At 64.6% G+C, this 19,187-nt stretch carries 11 protein-coding genes; 8 read left to right on the top strand and 3 right to left on the bottom strand.

Annotation, left to right across the window (positions count from 1 at the left end; translation table 11 throughout):
* The first annotated feature begins 37 nt into the window (after positions 1–37).
* On the top strand, positions 38–787 hold the full coding sequence (locus tag PMI40_RS05020; RefSeq protein ID WP_008112795.1) for an SDR family oxidoreductase: 750 nt from the start codon (positions 38–40) through the stop codon (positions 785–787).
* Between the two features lie 101 nt (positions 788–888).
* Complete coding sequence (locus tag PMI40_RS05015) at positions 889–1,341, top strand: glycine zipper 2TM domain-containing protein (protein ID WP_008112794.1); 453 nt, start codon at positions 889–891, stop codon at positions 1,339–1,341.
* Positions 1,342–1,408: 67 nt separating this feature from the next.
* Here the strand turns inward: PMI40_RS05015 and PMI40_RS05010 are convergent, their stop codons facing one another.
* The 3 genes from PMI40_RS05010 to htpG form a co-directional block, all read right to left on the bottom strand.
* Complete coding sequence (locus PMI40_RS05010; protein WP_008112791.1) at positions 1,409–1,945, bottom strand: FUSC family protein; 537 nt, start codon at positions 1,943–1,945, stop codon at positions 1,409–1,411.
* A 16-nt stretch (positions 1,946–1,961) separates the two neighbouring features.
* Complete coding sequence (locus tag PMI40_RS05005) at positions 1,962–2,348, bottom strand: DUF1090 domain-containing protein (protein WP_008112789.1); 387 nt, start codon at positions 2,346–2,348, stop codon at positions 1,962–1,964.
* Positions 2,349–2,453: 105 nt separating this feature from the next.
* Positions 2,454–4,364, bottom strand: coding sequence for a molecular chaperone HtpG (htpG, locus tag PMI40_RS05000; protein ID WP_008112786.1), 1,911 nt, complete (start codon positions 4,362–4,364; stop codon positions 2,454–2,456).
* Positions 4,365–4,946: 582 nt separating this feature from the next.
* On the opposite strand from htpG, the gene PMI40_RS04995 reads away from it, so the two are divergent.
* The 6 genes from PMI40_RS04995 to PMI40_RS04970 all read left to right on the top strand — a co-directional run bounded on the left by PMI40_RS04995 (position 4,947) and on the right by PMI40_RS04970 (position 19,168).
* Positions 4,947–6,494 (top strand): TolC family protein, encoded by a 1,548-nt coding sequence (locus PMI40_RS04995; RefSeq protein WP_008112785.1) that lies wholly within the window; start codon positions 4,947–4,949, stop codon positions 6,492–6,494.
* 16 nt (positions 6,495–6,510) lie between these two features.
* The gene (locus PMI40_RS04990) at positions 6,511–7,284 is read left to right on the top strand and encodes an OmpA family protein (protein ID WP_008112784.1); all 774 of its coding nucleotides are present in this window, start codon (positions 6,511–6,513) and stop codon (positions 7,282–7,284) included.
* A gap of 56 nt (positions 7,285–7,340) precedes the next feature.
* The gene (locus PMI40_RS04985) at positions 7,341–8,654 is read left to right on the top strand and encodes an HlyD family type I secretion periplasmic adaptor subunit (protein ID WP_051001758.1); all 1,314 of its coding nucleotides are present in this window, start codon (positions 7,341–7,343) and stop codon (positions 8,652–8,654) included.
* Between the two features lie 130 nt (positions 8,655–8,784).
* The gene (locus PMI40_RS04980; RefSeq protein WP_008112779.1) at positions 8,785–10,449 is read left to right on the top strand and encodes a hypothetical protein; all 1,665 of its coding nucleotides are present in this window, start codon (positions 8,785–8,787) and stop codon (positions 10,447–10,449) included.
* A 21-nt stretch (positions 10,450–10,470) separates the two neighbouring features.
* Positions 10,471–12,180 carry a peptidase domain-containing ABC transporter gene (locus tag PMI40_RS04975; protein WP_008112777.1) on the top strand — a complete coding sequence of 570 codons (1,710 nt, stop codon included), beginning with the start codon at positions 10,471–10,473 and terminating at the stop codon, positions 12,178–12,180.
* Positions 12,181–12,268: 88 nt separating this feature from the next.
* The gene (locus tag PMI40_RS04970; protein ID WP_008112775.1) at positions 12,269–19,168 is read left to right on the top strand and encodes a hypothetical protein; all 6,900 of its coding nucleotides are present in this window, start codon (positions 12,269–12,271) and stop codon (positions 19,166–19,168) included.
* The last annotated feature ends 19 nt before the right edge of the window (positions 19,169–19,187 follow it).

Here is a 19,187-nt window from a genome sequence, read left to right as displayed (position 1 = left end):
TAGCGTCATTCGATCACCCCAACCAGTGGAGACAGACATGGCAGACAAGGTCATCCTAGTAACAGGCGGCAGTCGCGGTATCGGTGCGGCCACGGCAAGACTGGCGGCGCAGCAGGGCTACGCGGTGGCCGTCAATTACGTGTCCAATCGCGAGGCCGCCGAATCGGTGGTGGCCGATATCGTGCGTGGCGGCGGGCGCGCCATCGCGGTGGCCGGCGATGTCTCCAGGGAGGACGACATCATCGGGATGTTCTCGACCGTCGACCGCGAACTGGGCACCCTGACGGCGCTGGTCAATAACGCCGGCATCCTGGGGCGCCAGTCGCGGCTCGACGAAATGACCGCCGAGCGGATCAACCAGGTCCTGCTGGCCAACATCACCGGCAGCCTGCTGTGCGCGCGCGAGGCCGTGCGCCGCATGTCGACCCGCCACGGCGGGCCGGGCGGGGCCATTGTCAACCTGTCGTCGATGGCGGCCAAGCTGGGCGGGCCGGGCGAATATGTCGACTATGCCGCCTCCAAGGGCGCCATCGATGCCTTCACCATCGGGCTGGCCAAGGAAGTCGCGGCCGAAGGGATACGCGTCAATGCCGTGCGGCCGGGCCTGATCTATACCGATATCCATGCCAGTGGCGGCGAGGCGGGGCGCGTCGACCGCTTGAAGGACGCCGTGCCGATGAAGCGCGGCGGTACTGCCGAGGAAGTGGCCAATGCCATCATGTGGTTGGTGTCGGACCAGTCGTCCTATGCCACCGGCACCTTCATCGACGTCTCCGGCGGTCGCTGACTCCACCCGGCCAGCGCCGGTGATGTGCCATGCTTTGGTTTAAGATGGGGGCTGTAGTTCGGTTTCGGCCAGCATGGCCACATTTCAGTTGGAGTATTGGTATGAAAAAATTCATCGCAGTAGCGGCCCTGGGGCTGATGGCGACCGGTTGTGCCGTCACCCCCAATTCGGCAAGCGTCTATAACACCCGCCAGGCGCAGGGCGAACAAACCGTCCGCATGGCGGTGGTCGAATCGATTCGCAACGTCACCATCGACAAGGGCGCCAGCGGCGTGGGCACGCTGGCCGGCGGTGCGCTGGGCGGGATTGCCGCCGGTTCCAATATCGGCGGCGGCAACGGCGCCCTGGCCGCGGGCATCGTCGGTGCCCTGGCCGGTGGCGTGGTGGGTAACCAGGTCGAGTCGCGGGTAGCCAACCGGCCCGGCCTCGAAATCACCGTGCGCCTGGAAAACGGCGAACTGCGTGCCATCACCCAGGATGCCGACGAAGCCTTCCGCGTCGGCGAGCGGGTGCGCCTGCTGTCCAACGGTCGCACCACCCGCGTGACGCACTAGCATCAGTGATCGGTTGCGCCAGGCAAGAACCCGCATCCTTCGGGAGTGCGGGTTTTTTGTTGGGCGCTCACGGTCGGGGGTCGGCAGGCGGCACTTCGGCCGTTTTCTGCTTGCGCCGATTGATTAGCCAGATGTACACCACCGTCTGCAGCAGGGCGACCGTACTGCCGATGATGACTTCCCCCACGCGCATCAACGCCAGGTGCAGCTCTTCGCCCAGGCCGTTGCCGGTAAACGCGGCCGACAGCAGGATCACCACCGTGGCCGGGCCCAGGCGCCAGTTGCTGGGATAGTTCTGCAGCAGCATGGCGACGATGACCGCAGCCGTCAGCGCCACCAGCATGGCCAGGAAGGTCGGGCCGAAGATCACCAGCGCAATGCACGAGACGATGCAGCCCGACAGGGTGTTGATCACCCGCGCCCGGAAGTTTGCCTTGGCCATGGTCATGTCGGGCTCGGTGACGATGATCAGCGAGATCATCGCCCAGTACGGCTCGGCAATGCCCACCGCACGCAATCCGAACCAGAGGATCAGGCAGCCCGACAGGATCTTGACCAGGTAGGCCAAGGCATTCTTGCGCGGGTTGATGAAGTTCAGTTCCATGCAATCGATCGATCGCCTACTTGGCGAGCATGTCCTGCGCCTGTTTCAGCTCGGCCTCGGCGTCCTGCAGTTTTTTCTCTTGCCTGGCGATCTTGTCCTGCTTGCCCTTGGCCTGTGCCTTTTCAAGGTCGGCGCGGCGCTTGGCGACCTGCCGTTCCTTTTTCCTGACGTCGGCTTCGCGCTCGCGACGCAGGCCTTCATCGGTGCAGTTGGCATTCAACTGCCGCTGGGCCAGCCTGAGCTTGGCTTGCTGGGCGTGGTTGCCGTGCGCCTGCGCCTGTGCGAGATGTTCCTGCAGATCGGCCTTCTTGGCCGCGCAGCCGGTCAGGGCCTGGGCCGAGGCGCCGGTGCTGGCCGCGGCGCACACCAGCATCGTCAGTGACAACGTCAGCAACTTGTTCATCCGGTTCTCCTTGGGTGGTCAGGCAAGAGCCGCCACTTTACCGCACCACAAATGAAATCGGCGACCTGCGGGCCGCCGATTTCATTGCACGCCCAACTGCAGCGTTTATCTGGACGCCATGCCCAGCAGCATATCGTTCATGCGCTTGACGAAGCTGGCCGGGTCGGCCAGCGCACCACCTTCAGCCAGCAAGGCCTGGTCGAACAGCAGATGCGACCAGTCGTCGAACTTGGCCTCTTCGTATTTCAGGCGTTGCACCAGCGGATGGTCCGGATTGATTTCCAGGATCGGCTTGGACTCTGGCGCATCCTGTCCGGCCGCCTTGAGCATGCGCACCAGGTTGCCGGACAATTCGTTGTCGTCGGCCACCAGGCACGCCGGGGAATCGGTCAGGCGCGAACTGACGCGCACTTCCTTGGCCTTGTCGCCCAGCACGCCCTGCATCTTGCCGACCAGGTCCTTGTACTCGTTCTGGGTCTGCTCGTGCTGCTTCTTCTCGGCTTCGTTCTCCAGCGAACCGAGGTCGAGACCGCCCTTGGCCACCGAGGCCAGTTCCCGGCCGTCGAATTCGGTCAGGAACGACAGCATCCATTCGTCGACGCGGTCGGTCAGCAGCAGCACCTCGACGCCCTTCTTGCGGAAGATTTCCAGGTGCGGGCTGTTCCTGGCGGCCAGGTAGTTCTCGGCGGTGACGTAGTAGATCTTGTCCTGGCCTTCCTTGAGCCGTGCCACGTAGTCAGCCAGCGACGTGACCTGGGCATCGCTGTCGTTATGGGTCGAGGCAAAGCGCAGCAGCTTGGCGATGCGCTCCTTGTTGGCCGCGTCCTCGCCGATACCTTCCTTGAGCACCTGGCCGAACTCGGTCCAGAAGCCGGCGTACTTGTCCTTTTCGGCCTGTTCTTCGCTGTTGGCCAGTTCTTCCAGCAGGCCCAGCACGCGCTTGGTCGAGCCTTCGCGGATGGCGCGCACGTCGCGCGACTCCTGCAGGATTTCACGCGATACGTTCAGCGGCAGGTCGGCCGAATCGATCACGCCCTTGACGAAGCGCAGGTACACGGGCAGCAGCTGTTCGGCGTCGTCCATGATGAATACGCGCTTGACGTAAAGCTTGATGCCGCCACGCTTGTTGCGGTCCCACAGGTCGAACGGGGCGCGGGTGGGCACGTACAGCAGCTGGGTGTATTCGCTGCGGCCTTCGACCCGATTGTGGGTGAACGCCAGCGGCGCGCCGAAGTCGTGCGAGATGTGCTTGTAGAATTCTTCGTACTGCTCTGGGGTGATGTCGGACTTGCTGCGGGTCCACAGGGCGCTGGCCTGGTTGACGGTTTCCAGTTCGTCCTTCTTGACGGTCTCTTTCTTTTCTTCGTCCCACTCTTCGGCTTGCATCCGGATCGGCAACGCGATGTGATCGGAATACTTGCGGATGATCGACTTGATCTGCCAGTCCGACAGGAACTCGTCCTCGCCTTCGCGCAGGTGCAGGATGATGTCGGTGCCGCGCTTGGGCTTGTTAATCGCCTCTACCGAGAAATCGCCGGCGCCGGTCGATTCCCAGCGCACGCCCTGGTCGGCGGGGGTGCCGGCGCGACGGCTCTCGACCGTGATGCGATCGGCCACGATGAAGCCCGAGTAGAAGCCCACGCCGAACTGGCCGATCAGGGCGGCGTCCTTCTGCTGGTCGCCCGACAGGCGCGAAAAGAATTCCTTGGTGCCGGACTTGGCGATGGTGCCGAGGTGCGAGATCGCCTCGTCACGGTTCATGCCAATGCCGTTATCCGAGATGGTGATGGTGCGGGCGGCCTTGTCCACGGCCACGGTAATGGCCAGTTCGGGGTCGTCCTCGAACAGGGCGCCGTTGTTGATCGCCTCGAAGCGCAGTTTGTCGGCGGCGTCGGAGGCGTTCGAGATCAGCTCGCGCAGGAAGATTTCCTTGTTGGAATACAACGAGTGGATCATCAGCTGCAGCAACTGCGTGACTTCGGCCTGGAAGCCCATGGTCTGTTTGTCGGATGCCATGTTTATTTCCTTAAAGCAATGGTGGGAAGGAGTCGGTGCGCGGCAATCGGCAACGCCGCCGGGCGGCATGCGTATCGCGACTTGCTGGATATAAGGAGACCTTGGCGTTTTTCAACTGCAAGGGTGATGCTTTTCGACCACTTTCGAGATATTTATCGAAATCCTGATAGCCTCCTGGCAACTAAATAAAGATAATTGGGGCGCTGTGATTTCAATCAAAAAGAAGCAAGGTGATTGAAATCAAAGGGGTTTTTCGGTCTTCTCTGTCATTTCCATGCAATGGGCAGGTGCTAAAATTATTTTTGTCAGAATACAAATATTCTCGGCCTTATAATCTGAAATTAGCTAAAAAGAATAAGAATAAGATTGTTATTCCAATAACAATTATCTGATGTTCGGGTAAAAGGCCTGCAAAACGGGCAGTTGATGATGACAACCGGCGATCAGGGGCCGGTTCTTTCTTATTTTTGATTGGGGCAGGGGAGGGCTGGTTGGTGCCGGCCTGACGTGTTGATGATAGTTCTCACAAGCAAACGTATCTTATTGGGCGTTTCGCTCGGCCTGGGCGCCTCGAGCGCCGTCATGGCCGCCGAAGCCGGCTCACCCGAATTGCCTCTGCCGCCGCCGGCCCAGCTCGAGCGGCTCGAAGCCCCGCCGCAGATCCGCCTTGGCAGCGACCCGGCCGGGCCGGCTGCCGCCGATGCCAGGTTGCCCGCGCTGTTGCCGATGGACGCGAAGTCCGGTCCCAGTCCGGACGACGAGATCGTGGTGCTGCTGCGCCAGGCAGATCCCGACTTCAAGAGCAGCACCATCACGCTGCCCCAGATCGCCATCGCCGCCGAGGGTGAACCGGTGCCCAACCTGACCTTGCAGCAGGTGCTGGAGCTGGCGCTCAATAACAGCTATAGCTACGCCGCCACCTCGGCCCAGGCCGACCAGGCCGGCTATGCCGCTCGCGTCGCGGCCGGGCAGCTGGGGCCGACCCTTGATGTGCGCGCCCAGAAAGGCCAGGAATATTCGTCGCCTTCGTCGGTGATCGATCCCAATACCGGCCTGATCCAGCGCGCCTCGGACCACAAGCGCTGGGACGTGACGGTGATCGGTCGCCAGCCCCTGTTGGCGCCGGGTTCCTATTTTGATTTCCAGAAGTCGCGCGCGCTGTCGCAGGCCGCCGACCTGCGTCGCGACGATGCCCGCGAGACGCTGTACTACACCGCCATCAAGTCCTATTACGACCTGATGCGCGCCTATGCCGCCCTGTCGTTTGCCCGCAGCTATTCGCAACGCATGAATGCCCTGCTCGACTACATGCGCAAGCGGGTCGAGGGCGGCGGCGCCAGCCGGATCGATTTCGAGCGGGTACGTGGCCGCTCGCTGACCGCGCAGGCGGCGGTGGCCGAAGCCGAAGGTGCGCTGGAGGCGGCCATGGTGTCGCTGAACCAGGTCACCGGTCGCAAGATCGAGCAGGTCGAGGTGCCCGACCACATGATGCCGGTGGTGCCCGATACGTCCAAGATGGCGCTGCAGGACGTCTACGAGAGCAACCCTGGCGTGCGCGCGGCGCGCCGTGACGTGGCGGCCGCCGACGAGGAACTGAAGGCGGCGCGGGCCAAGTTCTCGCCCACCTTTGCGCTGGAGTGGACGCAGCAGAAGACCCGTGGCGCCGGCGGCGCCATCGATACCACCAGCGGCGGGCTGCAATTGCAGACCGACCGCCGCCTGATGCTGGTGATGTCGATGAACCTGCTCAATGGCGGCTCCGACATGTATTACCAGAAGCAGATCGGCGCCAAGTACGTCGAGAAGAGCAACACCGCGCTGGATGTCGAACGCAAGCTGCGCGAGCAGATCGAGATCAACTATCGCACCCTGGGTGCGGTGCGCAAGCGCATGGAGATCTCGCGCCAGGCCTACCAGACCAATGCCAACGTGGCCGATGTGTTCCTGGAACAGCTCTCGACCGGCAGCAAGCAGTTGCTCGACGTGCTCGATGCCTACCAGCAGGCCTACCAGGCGCGCATGGATTTTGCAACGCTGCTGTTCCAGCAGGCAGACATCAGCTACCAGATCCTGCGCAACACCGGCCGCGCCTCGGCGCCTGGCGCCGTGCCTGCGCAGGCAGTGAAATAGGATTCTCGGGGGATTCATGGAGGGTGGAAAAGAGCAGAATTTCTGGCCGGGCTTCGTGGACGCCTTGTCCAACGTGGTGCTGGTCATGATTTTCGTGGTGGTGGTGTTCGTCGTCACCCTGTTTTATTACTCGCAGAAGCTGGCCCAGATGAAGGTCAGCAAGCTGGTGCAGCAAAGCCAGAGCCAGACCGTGCAAGGCAGCGAGCGCAACAAGAGCGTGCGCATCGACACGCCCGAGGCCAAGGATGCGCGCGTCTCCGAGACCCGCGCCGAACGCGACAGTGCGCAGGAGATCGAGTCGCTCAAGCGCGAGGTGGCGCAGCTCAAGGCCAAGCTGGCGGCGCCGCCGCTGCAGTCCGATGCCGGCAGCCTGCGCAGCAGTGCAGCGCCCTCCAGCCCCAATGCGATCCAGGTCAAGACCGATCCGACCAAGGACGAAATCGCGCCCGGCGTGCGCACCGATGCCACCGACCGTGGCGTGGTGCTCAACTTCAATGCCGATTCGACCCAGTTGTCGGAAGAGGGCACCCGCGCGCTCGACAAGAGCCTGGGCGACTGGGTGCGCCGGGTCAAGGCGCGCCAGGGCAAGATCGTGGTGACGGGCGTGATCAGTTCGGGCGGCTATAGCGACAGTCGCCGTCGTGCCTACTATCGCACCGTGGCGGTGCGCAACTACCTGATCGATGCCGGCGTGGACAAGGAGCTCGTGGTCAGCCGCGTGGCCACCGCCGAGAACAGCGAGACCGACGTCTCGCGCGTGCTGGTGCAATACCTGGCGGGGGCGAAGTGATCGGCTCGGCCAAGCCCGCCGCCGGGCTCGGGATCGCGTCCCGCGGTCGCGGCTTGATGCGCCGCCTGGCACCGCGCCTGGATCGCCGGCTGGGCCAGCTGGGGGCGATGCCGCGCCCGCGCCTGGCGGTGCTGGCCTGCGTGGCGCTGCTGGCACTGCTGGTGGTGTGGTCGATCTTCGCTCCGATCGACATGGTGGTACGCGGCAGCGGTCGCATCGTCGCCTCCGAGCATAACCAGGTGATCCAGCACCTGGAAGGCGGCATCGTGTCGGCCATCCTGGTGCGCGAGGGCGCGGTCGTCAAGAAGGGCCAGACGCTGATCTCGATTGCCGACGTGCGGGCCAACGCCGACCTGGGCGAAGGCCGGGTCAAGATCCTCGGCCTGCGCGCCAAGAGCGCCCGGCTGGCGGCCGAAGCGGCCGGCAGCAACGCCTTGCAGATGCCGGCCGACCTATCGCGCGACGACCCGGCGGTGCAGAGCGAGCAAGCCTCGTTCGCCGCGCGTGCGGCCAAGCTGTCGCAGGAGCTGTCGGTGCTGCGCGAGCAATCGGCGCAGCGCCAGGCCGAGCTGGGCGAGGCGGTCAGTCGCCAGAAGAGCCTGGCCAGCGAACTGGACCTGGCGCAGCGCCAGTACAAGCTGATCCACGGCATGCTGGAACGCAATGCCGCCTCGCAGCTGGAAGATATCCAGTCCGCCGCCCGGGTGCAGGACGCGCAGAGCAAGCTGGCCGCCACCAACGCCATGATCCCGCGCCTGAACGCGGCGATTGCCGAATCGCAGGCCAAGATGGGCGAGGCGTCGTCGCGCTTTCGCTCCGAGGCGCGCTCGGAGCTGACCACGGCCGAGACCGAACTGGCGCGCCTGCAGGAAGAAATCAAGTCGCGCAATGACCGCGTCTCGCGCTCGGAGGTGAGGGCGCCCATGGATGGCGTGGTCAACCGGGTGCTCATCAATACCGTGGGTGGCGTGGTGCGCCCGGGCGACCCGATCATCGAGATGACCCCCAGCGACGACAAGCTGGTGATCGAAGCCCGGATCTCGCCCACCGACCGCGCCCAGTTGATGACCGGCGCGCCGGCGCGCGTGAAGGTCTCGGCCTATGACTACGGGGTGTACGGCGCCATGGATGGCACCGTCACCGAGGTCAGCGCCGACACCGTGCCCGAAGAGCGCGGCGAGCGTTACGAGCGTTACTACCGTGTCAAGATCGAGGTCCAGCGCAATGCCCAGCAATTGCAGCAGCCATTGGCGCTGATGCCGGGCATGACCGCCACCGCCGACATGATCGTGGGGCGCCGCACCGTGTGGCAGTACCTGATGTCGCCGCTGTCGCGTTTCTCGCAGTCGGCGCTGAGGGAGCCACGATGAGCCGCACGCTGCCCAGCCCGTCTGCCACCGTATTGGTCGATACCCGCCAGGTGCGGGCGTCGATTTCCCGTTTCTGTTCTTATCGTCCTGACTGCATTTACCGCATCCATCTGCCCGGAACCCCGCACGTATGAAAAACCTACGCCAATTCTATGCACTTGCCGCCATCCCGACGCTGATGTTGCTGTTGGGAGGCTTCCTGTTCCGGGACTTCGTCCTGCATGCGATCCATATCAATCCCTTCCTGAACCTGTTCATCATCGGCGTGGCCGTGTTCGGCGTGGGCCTGATCATGTACAACCTGTGGCGCCTGAACTGGGAACACGACAAGCTGATGCAGTTCTACGATCGCACCAAGGCCGGCGAGTCGATGGACGAGCTGGTCAAGGCGCCCGAGTTCGCCGGCACCGAGATCGGCCAGGTGCTCGTCAGCGTGGCCAGCACCAAGGGCCGCCTGACTTCGCGCATCGAGCAGGAAACCATCGAGAGCTCGCTGCACGACCTGCGCGCCCATCTCGAGGCCAAGACCGAGTTCCCGCAGTTCCTGACCGGTTTCATGATCGCGCTGGGCCTGCTGGGCACCTTCATCGGCCTGCTCGAGACGCTGGTGGGCACGGCCGCGCTGATCGACGGTTTCGGCAAGGCGACCCAGGGCGGCGACATGGATGCGTCCTTCATGCACCTGGTGGCCGACCTGCAAAAACCGCTGGCCTCGATGGGTACTGCGTTCTCGGCCTCGATGTTCGGCCTGATCGGTTCGCTGGCGCTGGGCCTGACCCTGACGCCGCTGCGCGGTGCCGGCAAGAAGCTGGTGGTGCGCGCCCGCGAATGCATCAGCGACATGGTGCAGCACGTGGTGCACGACATGTCGGGGCCGGCCGCCACCCAGCGCCAGGGTGTGTCGGAGACCTTCCTGGCCGAATTCCTGCAGGACTTGATGGTGCTGCAGCGCGAATCGATCATGGCTTCGCGCAACAGCTCGGAAGCCTCGCTGCAGGCGGGCATCAAGCTGGAAGGCCTGAACGACCGCCTCAACAACATCGTCCAGCTGTTTACCGATAGCATGGAAGAGTCGCGCAGCCTGCGCCAGCTGGTGGCCTTCGGCCCGCGCATGCACGAAGTGGGGCAGCAGACGCTGGAAGAGATCCGCAACGTGGGCCAGATCATCAACCAGAAGGTCACTTCGGCGCGCGACCTGTCGGACAGCCTGTCGCTGCTCGAGGAACGCCTGTCGGTCAACGGCGATATCGCCAACCGCACCTTCGAAGTGCTGCCGCAGATCGTCTCCACGATCCAGGCCGGGCAGACCGCGTTGTCGTCGGCGATGACATCGCTGCAGGCGCAGCAGAGCGAAATCTCGAACATGAACGAACAGAGCGCCCAGAACATCGCGCAGTTGCCGGCGCTGCTGAGCCAGATATCGATTCGCCTGGCCGACGAGATGGGCGCCATCCAGCACCAGGCCGAAATCCACTCCTCGGTGGCTTCGCGCCTGGGCGAACTGGGCAACACCATCGGCGAGAACACCAGCAACATGGCGCGCGATGCGTTGTCGGCACGCCAGTTGCAGATCGACCTGGCCAAGCACATGGCGATGCAGAACGATCGCATCAAGGGCCTGGGCGCCATTCCGCAGTCGCTGACGTCGATCACCGAGGCACTGATGCGCCAGAACATCAACTGGCAGACCGTGATCGACGAAATGCGCTCGGGCCGCCAGACCATGATCAAGGACTTGCGCCTGGAGCTGCGCGAGGCGATTCGCGAGATGAATGCCAATCGTCCGCAGGCCTGAGCCGGGTAGCACGGGAACGCCATGAACGAAAGCGACCAGGTCCACGTCAACAACGCGCCGCCATCCGCGGCGGCGGGCCTGCGCGCGGACCCGACCTACCTGTCGTTGCTGCGCGCCTATGGCGCGCGCTTCGTCGAGATCATCGTGGCGGGAATCGTGGTCAACCTGCTGGGTTTGCTGCTGCCGCTGTATTCGCGACTGATCTACGACAAGGTGATCGGCAATCATATTCCCGAGACCCTGTGGGCGCTGACGCTGGGCATGCTGCTGTTCGTGGCGCTGGAACTGATGCTGCGCATCATCCGCGTGTATTACACCGAACAGCTGGCCGGGCGGCTCGATGTCGAGTTCGACGAGGTCTCGGCGCGACGCCTGCTGAGTTCGCGCGTGAGCGCGCCGGTGGGGGTGGTGCTGGCACGCTACCGTGACCTGTCCGGCGCGCGCGACCTGCTGTCGTCCAATTACATGCTGCTGCTGGTGGACTTGCCTTTCCTGCTGCTGTACCTGGTGGCCATCGGGCTGGTCGGTTCGCACCTGGTGTGGGTGATGCTGGTCGGCGGTGCGCTGCTGGTGGGCGCGCAGTTGCTGTTCAAGGTGCCGTCCAACGATTATGCGATCGCCGCCATGAAGGCCGGCATCGGCAAGACCGACAAGATGGCCAGCCTGGTCTATGGCATGGATACGCTCAAGACCTCGCTGCTGCAGCAACGGCTGCTCAAGGCCTTCCTGGCCGACGCCGCCGACAATGCGGTGGCCCAGGCCAAGAGCCGCTTCTGGACCAATACCGGGTACGCCGTGGGTACCGTCGGCTACACCGCCATGTCGGTGGCCACGCTGGTGGTCGGGGTCTACCTGGTCGAGGACAACGCACTTACCGTCGGCGCCCTGATCGCCTCGTCGCTGCTGATCAGTCGTTCGACGTCGGTGCTGTCGTCGCTGTCGACCTTCCTTGGGCGTATCGAGATGTTTCGCCGTGCCCGGGCCGAGTTCGATGCGCTGTTCGACGACAGTGCCGGCACCGGCGGCGCCGACGTGCTGCGCCAGGAAATGCGCGGCCTGATCCAGGTCGGCAACCTGACCCTGCACCTGGACAAGAACGAAAGGGCGACCCTGCAGCAGGTGGCACTGACCATCCAGCCCGGTGAGAAGGTCGGTATCGTCGGCCGCTCCGGCTCGGGCAAGTCGAGCCTGCTCAAGGTGCTGGCCGGGTTGCATCACGTCGAGCAGGGCCATGCGCTCATCGATGGCGTGGCCGTGACCGCCTATGCCCCCGAGGTGCGCATGCAAAACCTGGGCTTCAAGCCGCAAGAGCCGTTCGTCTTCGATGGCACGCTGGCGGCCAATATCTTCGTCGGCGAACGGGTGCTGGGCAGCGTCTACGAGGCGGCGCTGGGCGTGTCGGGCCTGGACGAGCTGATCGCCCGCGGCGAGCTGCGCCTGGACCAGATGCTCAGGGCGCCCGGCAACCTGTCGGGCGGGCAGCGCCAGATGGTGGCCCTGGCACGCGCGGTGGCCGCCAACCCACGCATCCTGCTGCTGGACGAACCGACCACCGGCATCGACCAGGCCACCGAAGCGCGCATCATCGAACGGCTGATGGGCTTTTCCAGCGGGCGCACGCTGGTGGTGGCCACCCATAGCCCGGCGTTGCTGCGCCACCTGGACCGCATCATCGTCATCGACGGCGGGCGCATCGCAGCCGACGGGCCGCGCGACAAGATGTTGCAGTAATACGGTAGGATTGCGGCTGGAATTGCCGCACGGCAAACAATGATTGACGTAACGACAACCCACACCTGACTTCGGATAGCGAGGCACCATGGCAACCGCACCTTCACCCCAAGCCAACCCAGGCGACAAAGTCACCGGCCCGGTCCGGGTGGTGATGCCCGACCAGGGCGGCTCTTTCCAGCTCAACGCGCCGCGCGGCGCGGTGCAGAAGGTACAGGTGGTCGACGTCGACCTGGTGCTGCACATGGCCGATGGCACCAAGGTGGTGCTGGCCGGTGGCGCCATGGAGGCGATGGACGACAAGTCCAAGGTCAAGTTCAGCGATGGCAGCGCCGATACCGGACGCCTGCTCGATACCGTGGGCAAGATCCCGCTGGCGCCCAACGACCAGTCGCGGGTGCTCAATTCCGATCCGGTGGCCGCGCAGGACCGGACCGGCACCACCGAGCAATACGGCCCGGGCCAGGGCCAGGGCGCCGACCGCAATGCCGCGCCGGTGGCCAGCGACACGTTGAGCCAACTGGCCAAGGTGATTGCCGACAATTCGCATTCGGTCACCGGGGACGCCACCAGCCAGTTGGCCAAGGTGATCGCCGACAATTCCAAGTCGGTCACCAACGGCGCACAGACGCTGTCGATACCGACCCAGCCGACCGCGGGTGATGCCTCCCCGGTGGGCGGGCAGGTGGCGACCAACCCCAACCAGAATTCTTCCGACTCCGAGCCTACCCGGCCGGTCGATGTGCAAGTGCCGCCGGAGCGCCCGCCGACCACGCCCTCCACGGTGGTGACCGGCCCCGGTTCGCCGACCCTGTCGGTGAACCTGGTCAACCTGACCACCATCACCCAGGTGGGCGATGTGCTGTACGGCAGCGGCGGCACGCCGCAATCGGCCAGCGATGGTTCCAACGCGGTGCAGTTCGCGCGCCAGGTGATCACCGCCGGCGATGACGTCCATACCATCTACGCCTCTGGCAACAACAGCAATACCTTCATCAAGGTATTCAACGTCAAGGTCGGCGGCGACGTCACGCTGCTGACGCTGACCGTCATGGGCGTGCCCAGCGACGTGACGCTGCTCAACGGCACCAACATGGGCGGCGGGGTGTACCAGATCACCATCGCGCCGGGCCAGACCGAATTCAACCTGCAGTTCCAGTACAACACCCAGCTGGCCAATGCCAGCAGCCCGGTGCATTCGCAGTTCGACCTGTCGTTCGTCACCACCATGGCGACCTCCAGCGGCGTGCTGACCCTGTCCGATACGCGCCACGTGGCGATCAAGGATGCCACCTCGTCGGCCGACCTGACCTATCTCGATCCGTCCACCGGCGACAACGTGCTGATCTTCCCGGCGCAAGGCGTGCCGCACGAGGTACATGCCGGCAACGGCGGGGTCACCATCTATGGCAGCAATGCCAATGACCTGCTCTATGGCGGCACCGGCAACGACATCATCTATGGCGGCGTCGGCAGCAGCAGCTTCTTCCAGGGCGGGGCCGGCGCCGACCAACTGGTCGGTAGCAGCACCGGCAACAATACGGCCAGCTACGCCGGTTCGACCCAGGGCGTGACGATCGACCTCAATACCGGCGTGGGCACCGGCGGCGATGCCCAGGGCGACCAGCTGACCAATATCCAGAACCTGGTCGGCAGCGCCAACAACGACACCTTCGTGGCCAGCGGCCAGGTCAACAGGTTCGACGGTGGCACCGGCGGCTCGGACACGGTGTCGTATGCGCATTCGGCCTCCGGCGTGACGGTCGACCTGGTCAATAACGTCGGCAGCGGCGGCGATGCCGCCGGCGACACCTACGTCAGTATCGAAAACGTCATCGGCAGTACCAGCAACGACACCTTCATCGCCAGCAGCGCGGCCAACAGCTTCACCGGCAACGGTGGCACCGACACCGTGTCGTATGCGCTGTCGACGGCCGGCGTGACGGTGAACCTGAAGTCCAACCTGGGCAGCGGCGGCTTTGCCGCCGGCGATACCTACAACGGGATCCAGAACTTCGTCGGCAGCGCCTACGACGATACCTTCGTGGGCAACGCCGCGGTCAACAGCTTCGACGGCGGCAGCGGCGGCAACGACACGGTCAGCTACGCCGGCTCGACGGCCGCGGTGACGGTCAACCTGGTGACCGGGCGCGGGTCCAATGGCGATGCGGCAGGCGACACCTACATCCGCATCCAGAACGTGATCGGCGGCGACGGCAACGATACCTTCGTGGTCGGGCTGGACAGCAAGAACTTCAATGGCGGCGGCGGCACGCTCAATACCGTCGACTACAGCGGCTCGTCCTCGGCGATCACGGCCAACATGCTGACCAATACGGTCACCCGCACGTTCGAGCCGGTCAACGCGCTGACCAATATCCAGAAGATCGTCGGCAGTTCGTACTCGGACACCTTCATCGGCGGCGCCGGCGCCGATATCTTCGACGGCGGCCTGGCCGGCTCGGATACGGTCGATTATTCGGCTGGCGCGGCCGTCACGGTCGACCTGTTTACCGGCACCGGCGTGGGCGGCAATGCGCAGGGCGACACCCTGGTGCACATCCAGAACGTGATCGGCAGCAGCGCCGGCGGCAATACCTTCTATGCCAGCGCCGACGCCAACGGCTTCAACGGCAACAGCACCAGCGGCAACACGGTCAACTATTCGCATGCCACCGGCGCGGTGATCGTCGACCTGACCAACACGCGCGACAACACGCTGGCCCAGAACTTCGCCACCGGCGACACCTTCACCAACATCCAGAACGTGGTGGGCAGCGTCTATGACGACCTGATCGTGGCCACCGGCCAGGTCAACCGCATCGACGGCGGGCTGGGCAACAATACGGTCTCTTACGAACAGGCGCTGACGGCGGTCAAGGTCGACCTGGCCACCAACCAGGGCAGCCTGGGCGACGCCGCCGGCGACACCTACCTGAACATCCAGAACGCCATCGGCGGGGCCGGCAACGATATTCTGGTGGGCAATGCCAGCGTGAACAAATTCGATGGCGGCCTGGGTAGCAACACGGTCAGCTACGAGCACGCCACCGCCGCAGTCAAGGTGAACCTGGCCAGCGGCCTGGGCCTGAGCGGCGACGCCGCCGGCGACACCTACGCCAATATCCAGAATGCCATCGGTGGTGCCGGCGACGACATCATCGTCGCCAGCGCCGTGGCCAACGCCATCGATGGCGGTGGCGGCAGCGGCAACACGGTCAGCTACGAGAATTCGAGCGCGGGCGTGAAGGTCGACCTGTTTCTCGGCCAGGGTTTCAACAACGACGCCGCCGGCGACACCTACGTGCGGATCCAGAATGCGCAGGGCGGCAACGGCGACGACACCTTCGTGGGCAATGCCGACGTCAACAACTTCGAAGGCGGCAACGGCAGCAACACCGTCAGCTACGAGCATTCGTCGGCGGCGGTCAAGATCAACCTGGCCACCGGCAGCGGCAGCCTGGGCGACGCCGCCGGCGACCGCTACTACAACATCCAGAACGCCATCGGCGGGCTGGGCAACGACACCATCGTGGGCAGCGCGGCGACCAACGCCATCGACGGTGGTGCCGGCGTCAACACGGTCAGCTACGAGAACTCCACCGGTGCGGTGAAGGTCAACCTGGCCACCGGCCAGGGCTTGCTGGGCGACGCCTTGAACGACACCTATGTGCGCATCCAGAACGTGACCGGCGGTGCCGGCAACGACATCCTGGTGGGCAGCGCCGATGTGAACGTGATCGATGGCGGCCTGGGCAACAACACGGTCAGCTACGAGAGCTCGACCGGTGCCGTCACCATCGACCTCAAGCAAGCCCAGGGCCTGGCCGGCGATGCCGCGGGCGACACCTATTTCAACATCCAGAACGCCACCGGTGGCGCGGGCGACGACCTCATCGTCGGCAGCAGCGCGGTCAACGTGATCAAGGGCGGTGCCGGCGTCAATACGGTCAGCTATGCCACGTCGACGGCCGGCGTGAAGGTCGACCTGGCCAACAATATCGGCACCGGCGGCGATGCCAACCTGGATACCTACGAGAACATCCAGAAGGTCATCGGCAGCGCCCTGGACGACACCTTCGTGGGCAACGGCCAGCTCAATGAATTCTGGGGTGGCACCGGCACCAACACGGTCAGCTACGAAGCCTCGACGGGCGCGGTGACGATCGACCTGGGGCAGCAGATCGGCACCGCCGGCGACGCCGCGGGCGACCTCTACCACGACATCCAGAACGCCACCGGCGGCGCCGGCAACGACCTCATCATCGGCAGTGCGGTGGCCAACCGTATCGATGGCGGCGCCGGCAACAACACCGTCAGCTACGAGAATTCGACCGCGGCCGTCAAGGTCAACCTGGTCAGCAACCAGGGTAGCCTGGGCGACGCCGCGGGCGATACCTATGTCAACATCCAGAACGCCATCGGCGGCGCCGGCGACGATATCTTCGTGGGCAACGGCGTGGCCAACAGGTTCGATGGCCGCGCCGGCAGCAATACCATCAGCTACGAAAGCTCGGGCTCGGTCACGGTCGACCTCAATCTTGGAACCGGCACGGCCGGCGACGCCAACGGCGACATCTACCTCAATATCCAGAATTTCCTGGGTGGCGCGGCCGACGACACCGTCGTTGCCAGCAGCGTGGCCAACGTCATCGACGGCGGCGGCACCTCGCTGCACAACCGGGTCAGCTATGCCGCCTCCACCGCCGCCGTCACGGTCGACCTGAACTACACCGATGGCACCGGCACCTCGGGCGGCTATGCGGCCGGCGACAAGTTGTCCAACATCCAGGACCTGACCGGCAGCATCTACGACGATACCTTCGTGGCCAGCGCAGCGGCCAACCGTTTCGACGGCGGCGGCACCTCGTCGCACAACCGGGTCAGCTACGCCGCCTCCAATGCGGGCGTGACGGTGGACCTGAACTACACCGACGGCACCGGCACCTCCGGTGGCTATGCCGCCGGCGACACCCTGGTCAACATCCAGGACCTCACCGGCAGTGCCTACAACGACTTGTTCGTCGCCAGTGCCGCCAGCAACAACTTCGACGGTGGCGCCGGTTCCAATACGGTCAGCTATGCCGCATCGACCGCGGCGGTGACGGTCAACCTGTCGCCCAGCGTAGGCTCGGGCAACGGCGGCTATGCTGCCGGCGACACGTTCACCAACATCCAGAACGTGATCGGCAGCGCTTATGCCGACACCCTGATCGGTTATGCAACGGTGGGTGTGAGCTCGGTGCTGACCGGCGGCGCCGGCGGCGACACGCTGATCGGCATCGCGGCCAACCGTGCCTATACCACGGCCAGCTACGCAGGGTCTTCGGCCGGGGTGACGGTCGACCTGAATTACTCGGACGGCACCGGCACCTCGGGTGGCGACGCCACCGGCGACCGGCTGTCGTTCATCAACAATCTGATCGGCAGCAGCTTCAACGACACCTTCGTGGCCAATGCCCAGGCCAACAGCTTCGATGGCGGCGCCGGCACCGATACCGTCAGCTACGCCACCTCCACCAGCGCGGTGACGGTGGACCTGTCGGTCACCGACGGCAGCGGCACCTCGGGCGGCTATGCGGCGGGCGACCGCTTCGTCAACATCGAGAACCTGATCGGCAGCGCCTACAATGACGTGCTCAAGGGCGCCGCGGGCGGCAATTCGGTGATCGTCGGTGGTGGCGGCGCCGACAACATCACCGGCGTGGGCACCGGCAACTACGCCAGCTATGTCGGTTCGGGCGCGGCCGTGACGATCGACCTGCGCACCGGCGTGGGCACCGGCGGCGACGCCCAGGGCGACCAGCTCAACAATATCTATAACGTCATCGGCAGCAGCTTCAACGACACCTTCATCGCCAGCTCGCAGGCCAACGTGTTCGTCGGCGGCGGTGGCGTCGATACCGTCAGCTACATCGGCTCGACTGCCGGCGTGACGGTCGACCTGAGCAACACCACCGGCGCCAACACCAGCGGCGGCTACGCCGCCGGCGACTCGTTCAACGGCATCAGCAACATCGTCGGCAGCAATTTCAGCGACACCTTCTATGCCAGCGCGGTGGCCAACTTCTTCGATGGCGGCAGCGGCACCAATACCGTCAACTATGCGCGTTCGACCGCGGGCGTGACGGTGGACCTGTTCCACAATACCGGCGCCAACGGCTATGCCGCGGGCGATACCTACGCCAACATCCAGAACGCCACCGGCAGCGCCTTTGCCGACCTGTTCTATGCCAACAGCAGCGGCAACGCCTTCGTCGGCGGCGGCGGCAGCGATACCGTGAGCTACCAGTACGCTACCGGCAGCGCCATCACCGCCAGCCTGGCCAGCGGCACCGGCAGCGGCGGCGACGCCGCCGGTGATACCTATTCAGGCATATTCAACCTGATCGGCAGCGCCAGCGTCAACAGTACGCTGACCGGCGACGGCAACGGCAACACGCTCACCGCGCTGGGAACCGGCACCACCAACGTGCTCAATGCCGGCAACGCCGCCAGCGGCCAGACCGACATCATCAACGCCCAGCAAGGCGGCATGAACACGCTGTACGCCGGCACCGGTACCAGCACCTTCAACGTCAGCGCCGGCGGGGTCAACAATGGCATCGTCAACGCCAGTACCGGCACCGACAACCTGAACCACGCCTATGGTGCCGGCAGCGCCGGCACCACCACGCTGCACTTCGATAACCTGGCAGCTACGCTCACGCTGTCCAAGTTTTCCGCCGACGCCACCGGCATCAGCGTGCTGGACGTGTCGTCCGGCAGCAATACCAACATGCTGGTGCGCGCCACCGACGTCACCAGCATGGGCGTGAACAATGTACTGACCATCAAGATGACCGCCACGGAATCGATCCAGATCGACACCACCGATACCGCCTACAGCTATCTGATCTTCGGCAACGGTGATTACGTGTTCTACGCCGCTGCCGATACCAACCACGTCAACGAAGTGGCGCGTATCCACATCCAGCTGGCGGCCTGAGCGGCCTGGGCGGCCCGGG

It is taken from the genome of Herbaspirillum sp. YR522 (assembly GCF_000282575.1).
Taxonomy (GTDB): domain Bacteria; phylum Pseudomonadota; class Gammaproteobacteria; order Burkholderiales; family Burkholderiaceae_D; genus Herbaspirillum.
This window is presented reverse-complemented; position numbering and strand designations above follow the sequence as displayed.

Coding starts and splice junctions, on each gene's coding strand:
- PMI40_RS04975 (WP_008112777.1), top strand. CDS start 10,471: ATGAACGAAAGCGACCAGGTCCACGTCAACAACGCGCCGCCATCCGCG.
- PMI40_RS05005 (WP_008112789.1), bottom strand. CDS start 2,348: ATGAACAAGTTGCTGACGTTGTCACTGACGATGCTGGTGTGCGCCGCG.
- PMI40_RS04970 (WP_008112775.1), top strand. CDS start 12,269: ATGGCAACCGCACCTTCACCCCAAGCCAACCCAGGCGACAAAGTCACC.
- htpG (WP_008112786.1), bottom strand. CDS start 4,364: ATGGCATCCGACAAACAGACCATGGGCTTCCAGGCCGAAGTCACGCAG.
- PMI40_RS05015 (WP_008112794.1), top strand. CDS start 889: ATGAAAAAATTCATCGCAGTAGCGGCCCTGGGGCTGATGGCGACCGGT.
- PMI40_RS05020 (WP_008112795.1), top strand. CDS start 38: ATGGCAGACAAGGTCATCCTAGTAACAGGCGGCAGTCGCGGTATCGGT.
- PMI40_RS05010 (WP_008112791.1), bottom strand. CDS start 1,945: ATGGAACTGAACTTCATCAACCCGCGCAAGAATGCCTTGGCCTACCTG.
- PMI40_RS04995 (WP_008112785.1), top strand. CDS start 4,947: ATGGCCGCCGAAGCCGGCTCACCCGAATTGCCTCTGCCGCCGCCGGCC.
- PMI40_RS04985 (WP_051001758.1), top strand. CDS start 7,341: ATGCGCCGCCTGGCACCGCGCCTGGATCGCCGGCTGGGCCAGCTGGGG.
- PMI40_RS04980 (WP_008112779.1), top strand. CDS start 8,785: ATGAAAAACCTACGCCAATTCTATGCACTTGCCGCCATCCCGACGCTG.
- PMI40_RS04990 (WP_008112784.1), top strand. CDS start 6,511: ATGGAGGGTGGAAAAGAGCAGAATTTCTGGCCGGGCTTCGTGGACGCC.